The sequence below is a fragment of the Azohydromonas lata NBRC 102462 genome (assembly GCF_001571085.1).
Lineage (GTDB): Bacteria > Pseudomonadota > Gammaproteobacteria > Burkholderiales > Burkholderiaceae_C > Azohydromonas > Azohydromonas lata.
In genome coordinates this window covers 1-17,900 of record NZ_BCTC01000052.1, presented here as the reverse complement: position 1 = coordinate 17,900, position 17,900 = coordinate 1, and the positions used below count along the sequence as shown (strand labels likewise).

Annotated in this window: 15 protein-coding genes; 11 read left to right on the top strand and 4 right to left on the bottom strand. The window is 71.2% G+C overall.

Annotated features, from left to right (window positions below; all coding sequences use genetic code 11):
- Positions 1-227: 227 nt before the first annotated feature.
- From ubiT to cobA, 4 genes are all read right to left on the bottom strand, one after another.
- Positions 228-710 (bottom strand): ubiquinone anaerobic biosynthesis accessory factor UbiT, encoded by a 483-nt coding sequence (gene ubiT / locus ALA01S_RS34845; protein ID WP_084267689.1) that lies wholly within the window; start codon positions 708-710, stop codon positions 228-230.
- Positions 707-1,645 carry a U32 family peptidase gene (locus ALA01S_RS17960; protein WP_066339020.1) on the bottom strand — a complete coding sequence of 313 codons (939 nt, stop codon included), beginning with the start codon at positions 1,643-1,645 and terminating at the stop codon, positions 707-709. The genes ubiT and ALA01S_RS17960 overlap by 4 nt, the downstream gene beginning before the upstream one ends.
- A gap of 5 nt (positions 1,646-1,650) precedes the next feature.
- Complete coding sequence (ubiU, locus tag ALA01S_RS17955) at positions 1,651-2,664, bottom strand: ubiquinone anaerobic biosynthesis protein UbiU (RefSeq protein WP_066339017.1); 1,014 nt, start codon at positions 2,662-2,664, stop codon at positions 1,651-1,653.
- Positions 2,665-2,788: 124 nt separating this feature from the next.
- The gene (gene cobA / locus ALA01S_RS17950; RefSeq protein ID WP_066339016.1) at positions 2,789-3,607 is read right to left on the bottom strand and encodes a uroporphyrinogen-III C-methyltransferase; all 819 of its coding nucleotides are present in this window, start codon (positions 3,605-3,607) and stop codon (positions 2,789-2,791) included.
- 153 nt (positions 3,608-3,760) lie between these two features.
- On the opposite strand from cobA, the gene ALA01S_RS17945 reads away from it, so the two are divergent.
- From ALA01S_RS17945 to ALA01S_RS33200, 11 genes are all read left to right on the top strand, one after another.
- Positions 3,761-5,509 carry a nitrite reductase gene (locus tag ALA01S_RS17945; RefSeq protein WP_066339008.1) on the top strand — a complete coding sequence of 583 codons (1,749 nt, stop codon included), beginning with the start codon at positions 3,761-3,763 and terminating at the stop codon, positions 5,507-5,509.
- Between the two features lie 130 nt (positions 5,510-5,639).
- A complete protein-coding gene (locus tag ALA01S_RS17940) occupies positions 5,640-5,954 on the top strand; it encodes a c-type cytochrome (protein WP_066339006.1) in 315 nt (104 codons plus the stop codon).
- A gap of 14 nt (positions 5,955-5,968) precedes the next feature.
- Positions 5,969-6,295, top strand: a complete 327-nt coding sequence (locus ALA01S_RS17935; protein ID WP_066339004.1) for a c-type cytochrome — start codon at positions 5,969-5,971, stop codon at positions 6,293-6,295.
- Positions 6,292-7,512, top strand: coding sequence for a cytochrome D1 domain-containing protein (locus tag ALA01S_RS17930; RefSeq protein ID WP_066339001.1), 1,221 nt, complete (start codon positions 6,292-6,294; stop codon positions 7,510-7,512). Before ALA01S_RS17935 ends, ALA01S_RS17930 begins: the two co-directional genes overlap by 4 nt.
- A gap of 91 nt (positions 7,513-7,603) precedes the next feature.
- A complete protein-coding gene (gene ahbB / locus ALA01S_RS17925) occupies positions 7,604-8,596 on the top strand; it encodes a siroheme decarboxylase subunit beta (RefSeq protein WP_066338998.1) in 993 nt (330 codons plus the stop codon).
- Positions 8,589-9,668 (top strand): siroheme decarboxylase subunit beta, encoded by a 1,080-nt coding sequence (gene ahbB, locus ALA01S_RS34840; RefSeq protein WP_238455844.1) that lies wholly within the window; start codon positions 8,589-8,591, stop codon positions 9,666-9,668. The genes ahbB (ALA01S_RS17925) and ahbB (ALA01S_RS34840) overlap by 8 nt, the downstream gene beginning before the upstream one ends.
- A gap of 2 nt (positions 9,669-9,670) precedes the next feature.
- A complete protein-coding gene (nirJ, locus tag ALA01S_RS17915; RefSeq protein WP_066338996.1) occupies positions 9,671-10,876 on the top strand; it encodes a heme d1 biosynthesis radical SAM protein NirJ in 1,206 nt (401 codons plus the stop codon).
- Positions 10,877-11,135: 259 nt separating this feature from the next.
- Positions 11,136-12,716, top strand: a complete 1,581-nt coding sequence (locus ALA01S_RS17910) for a nitrite reductase (protein ID WP_066339079.1) — start codon at positions 11,136-11,138, stop codon at positions 12,714-12,716.
- Positions 12,717-12,889: 173 nt separating this feature from the next.
- Positions 12,890-14,164, top strand: a complete 1,275-nt coding sequence (gene glf, locus ALA01S_RS17905) for a UDP-galactopyranose mutase (protein ID WP_238455847.1) — start codon at positions 12,890-12,892, stop codon at positions 14,162-14,164.
- 4 nt (positions 14,165-14,168) lie between these two features.
- Positions 14,169-16,349: a sugar nucleotide-binding protein gene (locus ALA01S_RS17900; RefSeq protein WP_066338993.1), complete on the top strand. Its 2,181-nt coding sequence runs from the start codon at positions 14,169-14,171 to the stop codon at positions 16,347-16,349.
- A gap of 422 nt (positions 16,350-16,771) precedes the next feature.
- Positions 16,772-17,900, top strand: a 1,129-nt coding sequence (locus ALA01S_RS33200; protein ID WP_174548634.1) for a methyl-accepting chemotaxis protein, incomplete at its 3' end; no start/stop codon positions are given.

Below are 17,900 nucleotides of genomic sequence, written 5' to 3'. Positions count from 1 at the left end.
TTCAGGCCCGCGCCGCGCCGCGGCGAGGGCCGGATGCATTCGTGGCGGCGAAAGTATGTCCGGCTGCCGTGCACACCAAAACCAGCAGCCGCCATGCCTGTTGCGATGATGCAAACAGGCTTGCCATGAAGAAAAAAGGGGCCGGCAAGCCGGCCCCATAACGCTTGCGCCACGCCGGCCGCAGCCGGCACACGATCAAGCCTTCGAGGACAACACGAAGAAGGTCATCAGGCGCCGCGGCGCCGGAAAGGGAATGCGGGCGGGCGCGGCAGCACCGAGGCATCGAGCTGCAGCGGGCCCACGGCGTCCAGCGTGTTCTTGAGCAGCAGCGCGTATTCGGTGTCGCCTTCGATCACCAGCGCCCGCTCGAAGAAGAGGCGGTCGGGGTCCTCCTGCCCGCGCAGCAGCCGCAGGTAGTCGGCCGCGCGGGCCTTGATGCGCACGCGCGGCGCCAGGGAGGACGGCGCGACCTCGAAGCCGGCCTGCGGGGCAATCCACACCCGGCCGCGCAGGCCCAGGTCGATCACCTCCACTTCCACCACGCTGCGCGCGAGCTCGTTGCGCTGCCACTCGTCCAGCTTGGGCCACAGCAGCCGCTGCAGGCCCAGCGCCAGCACCAGGCTGGGCGGCTGCCAGGGCAGCCGCGCCACCAGGCGGCGCAGCCCCTGCGGCATGGGCGGCAGCTTGTTCAACAGTTCCTCGGCCTTCATGCCGCTCTCCATTCCAGGCCCGCGCCACCCAGCGCGTAGCCGTTGACCAGCGCGCCCGGCAGGGACAGCGCATTCAATTCGCGCAGCGCCTGCGCCGCGTCCAGGCCTTCACGCAGCACGGCGTGGTGCAGCTTGAGCACCTCGATAAAACCCTGGGCGCAGGGCGACAGGCGCAGCCGCGTGATGCCCGCGCCGCGCAGCGCCGGACCGCGGTCCAGCAGGCACTGCAGGCCGGCCGATTGCGTCTGTATGCCGTTGAGGACGAGGAAGTCCGCGCCCTCGGTGGATTTCAGCAGCAGCCCGTCCGGATCGGACAGGCAGCGGAATTCGCACTCGTCCTTGGGCAGCTTGTAGTGGCGTGCCGTGAAGCAGCGGGCCGAGAAGGCCAGCGGCATGCGGCCGAAGCCGAAGATCTCCGTCTGCACGGCCTCGCCCGCCGGGGTGCGCACGGGGTCGTCGGCCGGGTTGATGCGGGCGATGGTGGCGAGGTCCAGCTCCACCGGCGGCACCCAGCGCACGGCGCCCAGCGCGGCGTGCTCCTGCAGCGCCTCGCGGCTGTAGACGTTGACGTGCGGCGACAGCGTGAAGCGGCGGCCCTGCAGCCGGCGCAGCGCGGAGGCGTCGCCCGCCTCGACGAGAAAGTCGTCCTGCGCGCAGCGCTCGCGCAGGGTGCGCAGCTCGGCCTCGCTCTCGATCAGCGCCTGCGTGCCGAGAATGACTTCCTTGCCGGCCTGGCGCAGCTCCAGGGCGAGCGACAACCAGTCGGCGGCCTTGTATTCGCGGCGGCGCGAGCACACCACCTCGCCCAGCACCACGGTGTCGGCGGGGCTGTCGGCCACGTCGGCATAGAACTGCGTGAGCGACGCGCGGCTCCAGTGGTAGAGCACGGGGCCGACGGTCAGGCCCATGGGCGATGCGTTGTCCTGGATGGCCATGGCGCTCATCTCCAGGGCCGGCTGTAGGCGCCCAGCGTGTGCTGCTGGGCCTCGGCGTGGCGAGCCAGGCCGGCTTCCCAGGACGGGGCCATGTCGAAGTTCTCGGGGTCGGCGGCGCAGCGGTCTATGGCCTGGCGCCAGATGCGCGTGACCTGCTCGACGTAGCTGGCGCTGCGCTGGCGGCCCTCCAGCTTGATGGCCGAGATGCCCAGGGCCATGAGCTGCGGCAGCAGCGCCATGCTGTTGAGGCTGGTGGGCTCCTCGATGGCGTATTCGCGTCGGCCCTCCACGTCGAAGCGGCCCTTGCACAGCGTGGGGTAGCCGCGCGACTCGTTGGGCGCGTAGCGGTCTATGAGCACGCCGTTGAGCCGCGCGTCCACGCCGCGGGGCGTTTCCTCCCAGCGCACGGCCGAGGCGGGCGAGCACACGCCGGCGTTGTTGGGCGACTGGCCCGTGGCGTAGGAGGACAGCGCGCAGCGCCCTTCCACCATCACGCACAGGCTGCCGAAGCCGAACACCTCGATCTCCGCCGTGGTGTGGCGCGCGAGGTGGCCGACGTGGCTGAGCGTGAGCACGCGCGGCAGCACGGCGCGCTGTATGCCGTAGCGCTCGCGGTAGAACTCGATGGCCTCGTAGCTGGTGGCCGAGGCCTGCACGCTCAGGTGCAGGCGCAACTGCGGGTGCGTCTTGCTGGCGTAGGCGAGCACGGCGGTGTCGGCGCAGATGAGCGCGTCGGCGCCCATGGCCACGGCCGTGTCCACGGCGCGGAACCAGCGCTCGCTGTCGCCGGCGCGGGCAAAGGTGTTGAGCGCCATCAAGACCTGGCGGCCGCGGGCATGGGCGTAGCGCACGCCCTCGCGGGCCTGGGCCAGGTCAAAGTTGAGGCCGGCGAAGTTGCGCGCATTGGTCGCGTCCTTCAGGCCCACGTACACGGCATCGGCGCCGGCATCCACGGCCAGCTGCAGCGCACGCAACGAGCCGGCAGGGGCCACCAGCTCGGGTTTGCGTAGGAAAGTCATCCCGTCGTTCCAAACATCGGATGGGGCATTGTCTGGACAGTGGTTCGCATGAGGTTGACCCACGTCCAGAAGCGGCGAAGTAGCTGAAAAACGCTGGGCATTGGGAGGGACATTCGGCCGGCCTTCAGGCCGTGAGCGCCGTGCCGCGCGCAGCCAGTTGCGCGTGCAGCGCCACCACGCCGCCCACGATCAGCAGGGCCGGCGGGCGCACCTCGTGATGCCGCGCCAGCGCGGGCAGCGTCCGCAGCGTGCCCACTACGCGGCGGCAGCCGGGCTGCGAGGCGCGCTCCACCAGCGCCGCGGGCGTGTCCGCCGGCAGGCCGTGCCGTTGCAGTTGCGCGCACACCGTGGGCAGCGTGGACACGCCCATGTAGATCACCACCGTCTGGTGCGGGCGCGCAAGCGCCGCCCAATCCATGTCCACCGCGTCCTTGGCGCCGGCGCGGCGGTGGCCGGTGGCCAGGACGACGCTGGTGGCGTGGTCGCGGTGCGTGAGCGGCATGCCGGCCTCGGCGGCGGCGGCCTGCGCGGCGCTGATGCCGGGGACGATCTCGAAAGGCACGCCCGCGGCGGCCAGGGCCTGCGCCTCCTCGCCGCCGCGGCCGAAGATGTAGGGGTCGCCGCCCTTCAGCCGCACCAGCGCCCGCCCGCTGCGCGCGAGGCGGACCATGAGGGCGCAGATGTCCTCCTGCGGCAGCGTGTGGCGCGCGCTTTCCTTGCCGACATAGATCAAGTCCGCCCCATCGGGCACCAGGCGCAGCACCTCGCGCGAGACCAGGTGGTCGTAGAGCACCAGCGAGGCGCAGCGCAGCGCGCGCTCGGCGCGCACGGTGAGCAGCTCGGGGTCGCCGGGGCCGGCGCCCACCAGCGTGACGCGGGCCGCGCGCGGCGCGTCCTGCAGCGGCAGGCCGGCGAAGAACAGCGGTTCGTCCAAAACGCTCATGGCTTGATCGGGCTCGCTTCGGTTGCGTTGGCAGCCATGGTCCGCAGGCGCAGCGATTCCGTCCTTAAACCAGTTCAAGGACGCCTGCGCGGCGCGGGCAGAGCATGCCTCCCGGCTCAACGACAAGTTGCCGCAAGAAGAGGAGAAGCCCGCATGAGACCCCTGAAAGTTTCCACACTGGCCGCCGCCGCCCTGATGTCGGTGCTGGCGCTGCAGGCGCAGGCCCAGGACGCCCAGGCCGACGCCAAGCCCCACGCCACGGCCCCCGAGGCCGGCTACCAGGCCGGCGGCTCGCCCCTGGCCGGCGAGCCCATGTACCAGAGCGCCAATCCCAAGGCGCCGCCCATGACGCAGGCGGAGTTCGACAAGGCGCGCAAGACCTATTTTGAACGCTGCGCCGGCTGCCACGGCGTGCTGCGCAAGGGCGCCACCGGCAAGCCGCTCACCCCCGACATCACCCTGGCCAAGGGCACGGACTACCTGAAGGTGTTCATCGCCTACGGCTCGGCCGCGGGCATGCCCAACTGGCTGACCTCCGGCGAGTTCAACGACCAGGACGTGGACCTCATGGCCCGCTACATCCAGCAGGACCCGCCGCAGCCGCCGGAGTGGGGCATGGCCGAGATGAAGGGCACGTGGAAGGTGCTCATCCCGCCGGAGAAGCGGCCCGCCAAGAAGGAGAACAACTACAACATCGCCAACATCTTCTCCACCACGCTGCGCGACAGCGGCGAGGTGGCGCTCATAGACGGCGACACCAAGCAGATCATCAACATCGTCAAGACCGGCTACGCGGTGCACATCTCGCGCACCTCCGCGTCCGGCCGCTTCCTGTACGTGATTGGGCGCGACGGCCGCGTCAACATGATCGACCTGTGGATGCCCAAGCCCGACAACGTGGCGGAGATCCGCATCGGCCTGGAAGCGCGGTCGGTGGACACCAGCAAGTACAAGGGCAAGGAAGGCGACTTCACCGACAAGCTGGCCATTGCCGGCGCCTACTGGCCGCCGCAATACGTGATCATGAAGGGCGACACGCTGGAGCCGCTCAAGATCGTGGGCACGCGCGGCATGACGGTGGACAAGCAGGAGTACCACCCCGAGCCGCGCGTGGCCTCCATCGTGGCATCCCACTTCAAGCCGGAGTTCATCGTCAACGTCAAGGAAACCGGCAAGACGCTGATGGTGGACTACTCCAACCTGGACGCGCTCAAGGTCACGGAAGTTGCCAACGCACGCTTCCTGCACGACGGCGGCTGGGACGCGAGCAAGCGCTACTTCATGGTGGCGGCCAACCAGAGCAACAAGGTGGGCGTGATCGACGCCAAGGAAGACAAGCTCGCCGCCCTGGTGGACGTGGGCAAGATCCCGCACCCGGGCCGCGGCGCCAACTTCGTGCACCCGAAGTTCGGCCCGGTGTGGTCCACCGGCCACCTGGGCGACGAGACCATCTCGCTCATCGGCACCGACCCCGTCAAGCACAAGCAGTACGCCTTCAAGGAGGTCGCCAAGATCAAGGGCCAGGGCGGCGGCTCGCTGTTCCTCAAGAGCCACCCGAAGTCCGAGCACCTGTACGTGGACACGCCGCTCAACCCCGATCCCAAGCTGTCGCAGTCGGTGGCGGTGTACGACGTCAAGAACCTCGACAAGGGCTTCACCGTGCTGCCCATCGCCGAGTGGGCGGGCCTCAACGACGGCGGCGCCATGCGCGTGGTGCAGCCGGAGTTCAACAAGAACGGCGACGAGGTGTGGTTCTCCGTGTGGTCCGCCAAGGACAAGCAAAGCGCCCTGGTGGTGGTGGACGACAAGACGCTCAAGCTCAAGGCCGTGATCAAGGACCCGCGCCTGGTCACGCCCACGGGCCACTTCAACGTCCACAACACGCAGCACGACATCTACTGAGTTGAGTGGGTGCGGCCACAACGGCCCGCGCCTTGGCCCCGGCCTGCTTTGCACGACCCCGCAGCCTCTTGGCCAGCGGGACTGGGCCGGGGGCTTTCACGCCAGCAGACCCAACCTGGAGAAGACCAGCATGAAATCCCTGCTCATGGGCAGCGCCGCCGCGGTGGCCGCGCTGCTGTCCGCGCCCGCCTTCGCCGACGTGGACGCGTCGCTGAACAAGGCCGGCTGCATGGCCTGCCATGCCAAGGACAAGAAGGTCGTGGGCCCGTCCTTCAAGGACATCGCCGCCAAGTACAAGGGCCAGGACGTCACCGCCCAGCTCATGGACAAGGTGCGCAAGGGCGGCGCCGGCAGCTTCGGCCCCATCCCCATGTCGCCCAACGGGCCGGACAAGATAGGCGACACCGAGCTCAAGGCGGCGGTGGAGCAGATTCTCAAGTCCTGAACGCCAGGCACCGCATGAGGCCGCAGCTTTTCGCCCTCGCGCTGGCCCTGGCCTGCACCGGCGCCGCCGCACAGGACGTGCCCGCCGCGCGCCAGGCCGAGCTGCTGCGGCTGCTGCGCCAGGACTGCGGCTCCTGCCACGGCATGCGCCTGACCGGCGGCTTGGGGCCCGCCCTCACGCGCCAGGCGCTGGCGGCCCTGCCGCCGGACAGCCTGGCCGCCACCATCTACCACGGCCGGCCGGGCACGCCCATGCCGCCGTGGAACCGCTTCATGAGCGCCGACGAGGCGCAGTGGCTCGCCCGCCAGCTTCGCGCGGGCGTGCCGGAGGTTTCCCCATGATCCAACGCCGCCACTGGCTGCGGGCCGCCGCGGGCGGCGCCGCGCTGCTGGGCCTGGCCGGCTGCGCCTCGGCGCCCTCCCCGCTGTCGGCCCCATCGTGGGCCGCGCCCTCGGCCGGCACGGGCGACCTGGGCGTGGTGGTGGAGCGCGCCAGCGGCCGCCTGGCCATCGTCAACACCAGCGAGCCGCGCGTGCTGGGCCGCGTGGACGGCCTGGGAGACCTCTCGCACGCCTCGGTGGTGTTCTCGCGCGACGCGGCCAGCGCCTTCGTCTTCGGCCGCGACGGCGCGCTCAGCCGCGTGGACCTGCTGCAAATGAAGCTCACCGGCCGCGTCATGCAGGCCGGCAACTCCATAGGCGGCGCCATCTCGCAGGACGGGCGCCTGGTGGCCGCGCAGAACTACCAGCCCAGCGGCATCAAGGTGTTCGACGCGCGCACGCTCGCCGCCGTGGCCGACATCCCGGCCGTGGGCGCCGACGGCAAGCCCTCGCGTGTGGTGGGCCTGGCCGACCTGCCGGGCTCGCGCTTCATCTACGCGCTCTTCGACGCGGGCGAAATCTGGATCGCCGACCTGTCCGAGCCCAAGGCGCCGCGCCTCACCAAATTCCGCGACATCGGCCGCCAGCCCTACGACGCGCTGGTCACGCCCAACGGGCGGCACTACATCGCCGGCCTCTTCGGCGAGGACGGTTTATCTCTCATCGACCTGTGGGACGACGCGCCGCGCGCGCGCCGCATCCTGGCCGGCTACGGCCGCGGCGAGGCGCCGCTGCCGGTGTTCAAGATGCCGCACCTGCGCGGTTGGGCCGTGGCCGGGCGCCACGCCTACCTGCCCGCCATAGGCCGGCACGAGGTGCTGGTGGTGGACACCGAGACCTGGGCCGAGGTGGACCGCATCGCCGTGGCCGGGCAGCCGGTGTTCGTGATGGCGCGCCCGGACGGCCGCCAGGTGTGGGTGAACTTCGCCGTGCCGGACTACCAGCGCGTGCAGGTCATAGACACGCCCTCGCGCCGCGTGGTGCGCACGCTGGAGCCGGGCGCGGCCGTGCTGCACCTGGAATTCACGCCGCGCGGCGAGGCGGTGTGGATCAGCTCGCGCGACGCCAACCGCGTCTCCGTCGTGGACACGGCCAGCTTCCAGACGCTGGCCCAACTGCCGATGGAAGCGCCCAGCGGCATCTTCTTCACCAGCCGGGCCGGGAGGGTGGGATTGTGAAAACCACTTGCCAACCGGCGGCCGGAACAGCGTTCGTGGATGCCCGCTTTCGCGGGTATGACGGGGTGTTGCGGGCCGGAAAGGTGGCGCCATGAACGCCCGCTTGCGCCTGCTCAACGACTGGCAGCACGGCTTTCCGCTGCTGCCCCAGCCCTTCGACGCCGTGGGCCGGCAACTGGGCTGCGGCGCCCGCGAGGTGCTGCAGCACTACCGCGCGCTGCAGGCCGAAGGGAGCTTGAGCCGCATAGGCGGCGTGTTCGCCGCGGGTGCGGGCGGCGCGGCGCTGCTGTGCGCCTATGCCGTGGAGCCCGTGCGGCTGGACGGGGTGGCCGCCGTCGTCTCGGCCCACCCCGGCGTCAACCACAACTACGAGCGCGAGCACCGCTTCAACCTCTGGTTCGTGATGACGGGCGTGGACGCGCAGGCCGTGGAGCGCGCCGTGGACGCGCTGGATGCCGACACGGGATTGCGCGCGCTGCGCTTGCCCATGCAGCGCGCCTACCGCATAGACCTGGGTTTTGACCTGCTGCAGGCGCCGCGCCCACGCCGCATGGCGTTGGCCCCTTCGCCGCTTTCCCCGGCGGCGCCCGTGGCCGACGCCGACCGCGCGCTGGCCGCCCTGGCCGGCGAGGGCCTGCCGCTGGTGGAGCAGCCCTATGCCGCCTGGGCCGCCGGGCTGGGCCGCGACACCGGCGCGGTGCTGGACACGCTGCAGGGCTGGCTCGCGCGCGGCACGCTGCGCCGCTTCGGCGTGGTGGTGCGCCACCACGAGCTGGGCATCAGCCACAACGCCATGTGCGTCTTCGACGTGGCCGACGAGCAGGTGGACGCCGCCGGCGCGCTGCTGGCGCAGCAGCCGGGCGTGACGCTGTGCTACCGCCGCCGCCGCGCCCAGGCCTGGCCCTACAACCTCTACGCCATGGTGCACGGCCGCGAGCGCGTACAGGTGCTGGCGCAACTGGCCTGCGCCGCCGCCGCGGCCGGCCTGCACGACGCGCCGCGCGCCGTGCTCTTCAGCCGCCGCCGTTTCATGCAGCGCGGCGCGCGCTACTTCGGCAGCCCAAAGGAGCTTCAACATGCATGAACCCGACTTCGCGGCGCCCCTGTGCGCCGCCGACGACGGCCGCGCAGAGGACGCCTTGCCCGCGCTCAGCGCCGCCGACATCCTGCTCATAGAGCACCTGCACGGCGGCTTTCCACTGTCCGAGCGCCCGTTCGCCGAGGCCGGCGCGCATCTGGGCATGGACGAGGCGCAGGTGCTGCAGCGGCTGCACCGGCTGCTGGCGCGCGGGCAACTCACGCGCTTTGGGCCGCTGTTCCAGATCGAGCGCGCCGGGGGCCTGTTCGTCCTGGCCGCCATGGAGGTGCCGGAATCGGACTTCGACACCGTGGCCGCACTGCTGCACGCCATGCCGGAGGTGGCGCACAACTACCGGCGCGAGCACCGGCTCAACATGTGGTTCGTCATCGCGGCGGAGACGCCCGCGGCGGCGCAGGAGGCGCTGGGCCGCATCGCCTTCGCCACGGCGCTGCAGGTGCACGCCTTCCCCAAGGAGCGCGAGTACCACGTGGAGCTGCGGCTGCCGCTGCGTGCCGGCGCCTGGGGCATGGACTTGCCCGCGGCCCAGCCCGCGCCGCAGCCCGCGCAGGTTGCGCACGCAGCGGCGTCGCGTCCCTTGACCGACTTCGAGCGCGCCCTGGTGGCGGCCACGCAAAGCGGGCTGCCGCTGGTGGAGCGCCCCTACGAGGCCGTGGCCGCCACGCTGGGCACGTCGTCCGCCACCGTGCGCGCCGCGCTGCAGGACATGCTCGCGCGCGGCCTCATACGCCGCATCGGCGCCGTGCCCCACCACGTGCGCCTGGGCTTCACCGCCAACGGCATGAGCGTGTGGGACGTGGACGACGACCAGGTGGACGCCCTGGGCGAGGCGGTGGGCCGGCTGCCCGGCGTGAGCCACTGCTACCGCCGCCCGCGCCGCCCGGGCTGGCCCTACAACCTGTTCGCCATGCTGCACGGGCGCTCGCGCACCTCGGTGCACGCCCAGGCCGAGGCCGTGGCCGAGCTGTTGGGCGCGGCCTGCCGCGGCCACGACATCCTCTTTTCCAGCGCGGTGCTCAAGAAGACCGGGCTGCGCCTGCATCCGCAGGGGGTTTGACCATGTTCCGCATCTCCCACTACATGCACGCGCTGGCCCAGGCCGAGCGCACGGGCACCTATGCGCTGGCCGAGGGCCGCAAGCCGCGCGGGCCGGTCGTGATCTGGAACCTCATCCGCCGCTGCAACCTCACCTGCAAGCACTGCTACGCCCTCTCGGCCGACCACGACTACGCGGGCGAGCTGGACACGGCAGAAGTCTTCACGGTCATGGACGACCTGAAAGCCTTCGGCGTGCCGGTGCTCATCCTCTCCGGCGGCGAGCCGCTGCTGAGGCCGGACATCCTGGACATCGCCCGCCGCGCGCTGCAGCAGCGCTTCTACGTGGGCCTGTCCACCAACGGCACGCTGATCGACGCGGCGTGGGCCGAGCGCATCGCGCAGGTGGGCTTCAACTACGTGGGCATCAGCCTGGACGGCCTGCAGGCGGTGCACGACCGCTTCCGCCGCCTGCAAGGCGCGTTCGACCGCAGCTTGAATGCCGTGCGGCTGCTGCGCGACCGCGGCGTGCGCGTGGGCCTGCGCTTCACCATGACGGACATGAACGCCGCCGACCTGCGCCCGCTGCTGGAGCTCATGCGCGCCGAAGGCATCCCCAAGTTCTACTTCTCGCACCTGAACTACGCCGGGCGCGGCAACCTGCACCGCGGGCGCGACGCGCGCTTCGAGGCCACGCGCGAGGCGCTGGAGCTGATCTTCGACCGCGCCTGGGAGGACGCGCGCCGCGGCGGCGGCGAGGAGTACGTCACCGGCAACAACGACGCCGACGGGCCCTTCCTGCTGCGGTGGGCCGCCAGGCAGCTGCCGCACTGGCTGCCCCACCTGCAGTTGCACCTGCGCCAATGGGGCGGCAACGCCTCCGGCCTCAACGTGGCCAACATCGACAACCTGGGCCACGTGCACCCGGACACCATGTGGTGGCACCACGACTTGGGCAGCGTGCGCGAGCGGCCCTTCTCCGCCATCTGGAACGACCTGTCCGACCCGCTCATGGCCGGCCTCAAGCAGCAGCCGCGCGCCGTGCAGGGCCGCTGCGCGGGTTGCCAGTACCTGGACATCTGCGGCGGCAACACCCGCGTGCGCGCGCAGCAGCTCACCGGCGACCCGTGGGCCGAGGACCCGGGCTGCTATCTCGACGACGCCGAGATCGGCCTGGCGCAGCCGGGCAAGCGCGTGGCGATCACGCCGTTCAGCTACCAGCCGCACTGAGGGCGCCATGGGCACAAGAAAGTTGGGCCAACGCCGGCACGCCACACAAAATAGTTCGTCATGCCCGCGAAAGCGGGCATCCACGCGCGCCGAAACGGCAGCCCCGGACAAGTCATCGTCAGGCAAAGCCTCGCCAGGGGAACAGTCCCGTCGTTCGTGGATGCCCGCTTTCGCGGGCATGACGAAGTGGGGTTCGGCCGCCCTGGCTCACGGCAAGCGCTGGATCGGCCCCCTGGCGCTGGCCGCCGGCCTGGTGGCCATGGGCGTGGACCTGGCCCGCGCCGCCGAGGCGGGCGAGCCGGCCGACAACTCCATCCGCGCCGCCGCGCTCTACCAGGCGCACTGCGCCGCCTGCCACGGCGGGCAGCGCCTGGGCGGCATGGGCCCGGCGCTGCTGCCGCAAAGCCTGGAGCGATTGAAGCCCGCCGAGGCGCGCCAGGTCATCACCCACGGCCGCGCCGCCACGCAGATGCCGGCCTTCGGAGAAAAACTCGCCGCCGAGGACGTGCAGGCGCTGGCTGCCTGGATCTACGCCCCCGTCTCGCCCGCGCCCACGTGGGGCGAGGCCGACATACGCGCCTCGCGCACCGCGGCGCCCAACGCGAAGGAGCTGCCCGCCAAGCCGGCATGGAAGGCCGACCCCATGAACCTGTTCGTGGTGGTCGAGGGCGGCGACCACCACGTGTCGCTGGTGGACGGCGACCGTTTCGAAGTCATCCACCGCTTCGCCTCGCGCTTCGCGCTGCACGGCGGGCCGAAGTTCAGCCCGGACGGGCGCTTCGTGTACTTCGGCTCGCGCGACGGCTGGATCACCAAGTACGACCTGTGGAACCTGCAGGTGGTGGCCGAGGTGCGCGCGGGCCTGAACATGCGCAACGTGGCCGTGAGCGGCGACGGAAAGTGGCTCATGGCCGCCAACTACCTGCCGCACACGCTGGCCCTCTTCGACGCGGCGCTGAACCTCGTCAAGACCTACGCCGCCACGACGCTGGACGGCCAGGCCAGCTCGCGCGTGTCGGCCGTCTACGACGCCGCGCCGCGCAAGAGTTTCGTCGTCGCACTCAAGGACATCCCGGAGCTGTGGGAGATCAGCTACGACCCCCAGGCCGAGCCCATCTTCGACGGCTACGTGCACGACTACAGACAAGGCGAGGCCATCGCCAAGCCCGGCACGTTCGGCATTCGCCGCACGCTGCTGGACGAGCCTTTGGACGACTTCTTCTTCGACCAAAGCTATGCCCATGCCCTGGGCGCGACACGCCCGCGCACCGCCGCCCCGGGCGACGCGCAGGCGCCCACGCAAGCCCCGCCCACGGCGCAGGTGGTGAACCTCGACATCCGCAAAAAAATTGCCGAGCTGCCCATTGCCGGCATGCCGCACCTGGGGTCGGGCATCACCTTCCCCTTCAAGGGCAGCACGGTGCTGGCCAGCCCCAACCTGCAAGGCGGCGCGGTGGACGTGATCGACATGAAGACCTGGCGGCCGCTGCAGCGCATCGCCACGCCGGGCCCGGGCTTCTTCATGCGCAGCCACGAGGCCACGCCCTACGCCTGGACCGATTCCATGATGAGCCCGGGCGCCAAGGACACGCTCACGCTCATAGACAAGCGCACGCTGCAGGTGGCCGCGCAGATACGCGAGCCCGGCCGCACCCTGGCCCACACCGAGTTCACCCGGGACGGCCGCTTCGCCCTGGTGAGCTTGTGGGAGATGGACGGCGCCCTCATCGTCTACGACGCGCAAACGCTCAAGGAGGTCAAGCGCCTGCCCATGAGCAAGCCCGTGGGCAAGTACAACGTGTGGAACAAGATCACGCGCTCGGAAGGGACGTCGCACTGAGGCGGCAGCGCGCCTTGAAAAAGCCGCCGGCAGCGCACCGCTGCGAGGCTGGCTTGGCGAGCGCCTGCCCTCGCAAGGTCCCTTGCCCTGGCCCCGGGAAATCCCCCCGGCACGCGCATTGCCGTCCAAGCCCTGTCTTTGTGAAGTCCTGACAGGAGATGCCCGTGGGTTCCATCAATACCAGCGGTCTGGCCGCCCAACCGCGCCCGGCCGCCGCGTCCGGCGGGTTCGACGTGCTCGTGGTCGGTGCCGGCTTTGCCGGCAGCGTGCTGGCCGAGCGGTTGGCCAGCCAGCTCGGACTGCGCGTGCTCGTGTGCGACAAGCGCCCACACATCGGCGGCAATGCCCACGACCGCTACGACGACGCCGGACTGCTCGTCCACCCCTACGGCCCGCACATCTTCCATACCAACTCGGCCGAGGTCTTCGACTACCTCTCGCGCTTCACCGAGTGGCGCCCCTACCAGCACCGCGTGCTCGCCAGCGTGGACGGCCAGCTGCTGCCCATGCCCATCAACCTCGACACCGTCAACCGCCTCTACGGCATGAACCTCACGGCGCAGCAGATGGAGGCGTTCCTCGCCTCCATGGCCGAGAAGCTGGAGAGCGTGAAGACCTCCGAGGACATGGTGGTCAGCAAGGTCGGCCGCGACCTCTACAACAAGTTCTTCCGCGGCTACACCCGCAAGCAATGGGGGCTGGACCCCTCGGAGCTCGACGCCAGCGTCACCGCGCGCGTGCCCACCCGTTGCAACCGCGACGACCGCTACTTCACCGACACCTTCCAGGCCATGCCGCGCGCGGGCTACACCCGCATGTTCGAGCGCATGCTCGCGCACCCGAACATCAAGGTGATGCTCAACACCGACTACCGCGAGATAGAGCACCTCTTTCCTTGGCGGCACATGGTCTACACCGGCCCCATCGACGCCTACTTCGACTACCGCCACGGCAAGCTGCCCTACCGCAGCCTGCGCTTCGAGCACCAGACGCTGCCGCAGGAGCACTTCCAGAGCGTGGGCACCGTCAACTTCCCCAACGACTACGCCTACACCCGCGTGACGGAGTTCAAGCACCTCACCGGCCAGGCGCACGCGCAGACCTCCGTGGTCTACGAGTTCCCCTGCGACGAGGGCGACCCCTACTACCCCGTGCCGCGGCCGCAGAACGCCGAGCTCTACCGCCTCTACCAGGCCGAGGCCGAGCAGGTGCCCAACGTGAGCTTCGTGGGCCGGCTGGCGACCTACAAGTACTACAACATGGACCAGGTCGTGGCCCAGGCGCTCACCACCTTCCGCAAGCTCAAGGCGCAGCTCGGCGGCGAGGCCGCCGAGCCGGTGGCGCTGGCGCCCGAGACCCTTGTGCCTGCGGCTTCCACGGCCGCGGGCCGCACGCGGCGCGAAGCCTCCTTGCCGCACGCGCCGCTCAACGGCAGCGCTGCCACCTGACGCGATGGCCGGGCTGGAGCTGTGGGCCGCCCCCGAGGCGACCGTCAACCGCATAGGCGATCGCTACATCGACCAGCTCGAATGCAGCGGTTTCAACCACCGCCTGGACGACCTGGACCGGCTGGCCTCCTTGGGCGCCAGGCGTGTGCGCTTCCCCATCCTGTGGGAGCGCACCGAGCAGGCCGACGGCACGCTGGACTTCACGTGGGCCGACGCGCGCATGGCGCGGCTGCGCGAGCTTGGGCTGGAGCCCATCGTGGGCTTGCTGCACCACGGCAGCGGCCCGCGCCACACCAGCCTGCTGGACGACGCCTTCCCGGGCAAGCTCGCCGCCTTCGCCCGCGCCGTGGCCGAGCGCTACCCCTGGGCCACGCTGTGGACGCCGGTCAACGAGCCCGTCACCACGGCGCGCTTTTCAGGCCTCTACGGCATCTGGTATCCGCACCGCGCCGACGGCCGCAGCTTCGTGCGCGCCCTCATGAACGAGGTGATGGGCACGGCCGCGGCGATGCGCGGGCTGCGCGAGGCGCAGCCCGCGGCCCGCCTGGTGCAGACCGAGGACATAGGCTTCATCCACTCCACGCCGCCACTGCAGTACCAGGCCCGCCACGACAACGCCCGCCGCTGGCTGGCCCTGGACCTGCTGGCCGGCCGCGTGGACGAGCACCACCCCCTGCGCGGCTACCTGCTGGACCACGGCGCCACGCCGCGGGAGCTGGACGCGCTGCGCGAGGCCCCCGAGGCCGACATGCTCATCGGCGTGAACCACTACATCACCAGCGAGCGCTTCCTGGACCACCGGCTGGAGCGCTACCCGGCGCACCTGCACGGCGGCAACGGCCGCGACCGCTACGTGGACACCGAGGCCGTGCGCGTGCTGGGCGCGCACGTGGGCGGCTTCGAGGCGCGGCTGCGCGAGGTGGCGGCACGCTACCCCGGGCACGAGCTGGCCATCACCGAGGTCCACATCGGCTGCACCCGCGAGGAGCAGATGCGCTGGCTGGCGCAGGCCTGGAGCGCCGCCCAAGCGCTGCGCTCGCGCGGCGTCAAGCTACGCGCGCTCACGCTGTGGGCGGCCTTCGGCACCTTCGACTGGGACAGCCTGCTCACCCGGCCGCGTGGCCACTACGAAAGCGGCGCCTGGGACGTGCGCGGCCCAACGCCGCGCGAAACCGCGCTGGCCGCCCTGGCGCGCGACCTGGCCGCCGGGCGCGAGCCCTCGCACCCGGTGCTGCAAGGCGCGGGCTGGTGGCATCGCGAGGAGCGCCACGTCTACCTGCCCCACGGCGAGGTGCAAAGCCGGCGCTGCGGCGGGCCGCCCGTGCTCATCGTGGGCGCGCGCGGCACGCTGGGCCAGGCTTTCGCGCGGCTGTGCCGCCAGCGCGGCCTGCCCTACCGGCTGCTGCGCCGCGAGGAGCTGGACATCACCCGCGGCGCAGCCGTGCGCGCGCTGCTGCAATCCAGCGGCGCTTGGGCCGTCATCAATGCCGCGGGCTACGTGCGCGTGGACGACGCCGAAGACGACCCGCGCCAGTGGCACGACAACGCCCTGGGCCCCATGGCGCTGGCGCGCGCCTGCGGCCATGCCGGCGTGCCGGTGCTCACCTTCTCCAGCGACCTCGTCTTCGACGGCCGCCAGCAGCGCCCCTACCGCGAGAGCGATCCCGTCAACCCGCTCAACGCCTACGGCCGCGCCAAGGCCCGCGCCGAGCGGGCGCTGGCGCGCGTGCCGGGCTCGCTGGTGGTGCGCACCAGCGCCTTCTTCGGCCCCTGGGACCGCCACAACTTCCTGCACCTTGGGCTGGAGCGGCTTGCGCGCGGCGAGACCTGGACGGCGCCGGACGACCAGATCGTCTCGCCCACGTATGTGCCCGACCTGGTCAACGCCTGCCTGGACCTGCTGGTGGATGGGCAGCAGGGACTGTGGCACGTGGCCAACCGCGGCGCGCTGAGCTGGTACGCGCTGGCCTGCGCCGCGGCCGAGGCCGCCGGCCACCCGTGCGCACTGGTGCGTGCCGTGGACAGCGGCTCGCTGGGCCTGCGCGCCGCGCGCCCGCCCTACAGCGCCCTCACCAGCGAGCGCGGCGAGCTCACGCCGCGGCTGGAAGACGCGCTGCAGCGCTTTCTGGCCGAAGCCCCGCAGCGGCTGCACGAGGGCGCCCCGGCGCCGGCCTTCGGCCTGTAAGCCCCCTGGCCCGCCGCGGCGGCGGGCTGGCCGCTTTTTTGCCGGACGCCCCGCTGATCCCGTGGCGTTGCGGCGATCCGGCGTCCGCCCAACGGCCGCTTTCGCGCACGTTCCAAACGCGGATCGCTTTCAACAGCGTGACAAACGCACTTTTTCGCGCGGTGTGCGAACGGCAAGCAACACCGTGACACCCGCAAGAAATTTCTAGTTACATTGAAGCCAAACGGCAAACCGCGCCTGGTCGCGGAGTGCTTTTTTGCCCGTCACACCACCACAGCGGGCAGCGGCTTGTCCATGTGCGGGCCGGCCTGTCCAAGCCCCAGGAGGACGACCATGCCGGCCTGTTTGCCGCCCGTTGCACGCCGCTGCCGCACTGAAGCTGCGCCGCGGTTTTCGTTGCCCGCCACGCTGGAGCGCGGACTATGAGCGCGCGCAACCCCATATCGCCCGCGCGCATGACCGTGGCGCAGCGCCTGTCACTGGCCTTCGGCCTGGTGGTGCTGGTGCTGCTGGCGGTGGCGGGCGCCTCGCTCTACACCGCGCTGAAGCTGGAAGACGCGGAACGCACCAACACCCGCACCGGGGAGGCCGCCACCACGGCCGACGACATGCTGCGCGACATGCTGGCCATGCAGGGCGGTGCGCGCGGCTTCCTGCTCAGCGGCGACGAGCGCTTCCTGGCCGCCTGGGACGATGGCCACAAGTCCTTCGAGAAGCACCTGGCCGGGGCACGCGCCCTGGTGGCCGACGAGCCGGCCCAGCTCAAGCGGCTGGAGGGCATGGACGCCCGCCGCGTCGAGTTCGAGAAGGTGATCACGCCGCTGCTCCAGGAGCGCCGCGAGATCGCCTCCGGCAGGGGCCTGCTGGCCGACCTGGTGGGCACCTTCATGGAAGGCCTGGACCAGGCCGCCATGGACAACTTCCGCGCCGTGCACGATGAATTCGACAAGGCGCAGCGCGAGGCCGCGGCCGCCAGCATCGCCACGGCCCAGCGCACGCGCGGCATCAACATGGTCGTGCTCATCGCCGGGCCGCTGCTGGCCATAGGCCTGGCGGTGGGCCTGGGCGTGTGGATCACGCGCAGCATCACGCGGCAGCTCGGCGGCGAGCCCGAGGAAGCCACGCGCGTGGCGCGCGACATCGCCCAGGGCGACCTCTGCAGCGACGTGGCCCGCCACGGCGCGGCCGAGGGCAGCCTCATGGCCGCCATGGCCGCCATGCGCGCGCAACTGGTGAGCACCGTGGGCGAAGTGCGCCGCAACGCCGAGGGCGTGGCCTCCGCCAGCGCCCAAATCGCCCAGGGCAACCACAACCTGAGCCAGCGCACCGAGCAGCAGGCCACGGCGCTGCAGCAGACCGCCGCCTCCATGGACGAGCTCGGCAGCACCGTGCGCCACAACGCCGACAACGCGCAGCAGGCCAACCAGCTCGCCCAGGGCGCCTCGGACGTGGCCGTCAAGGGCGGCGCGGTCGTGGCGCAGGTGGTGGACACCATGCGCGGCATCGAGGAGAGCTCGCGCAAGATCGCCGACATCATCAACGTCATCGACG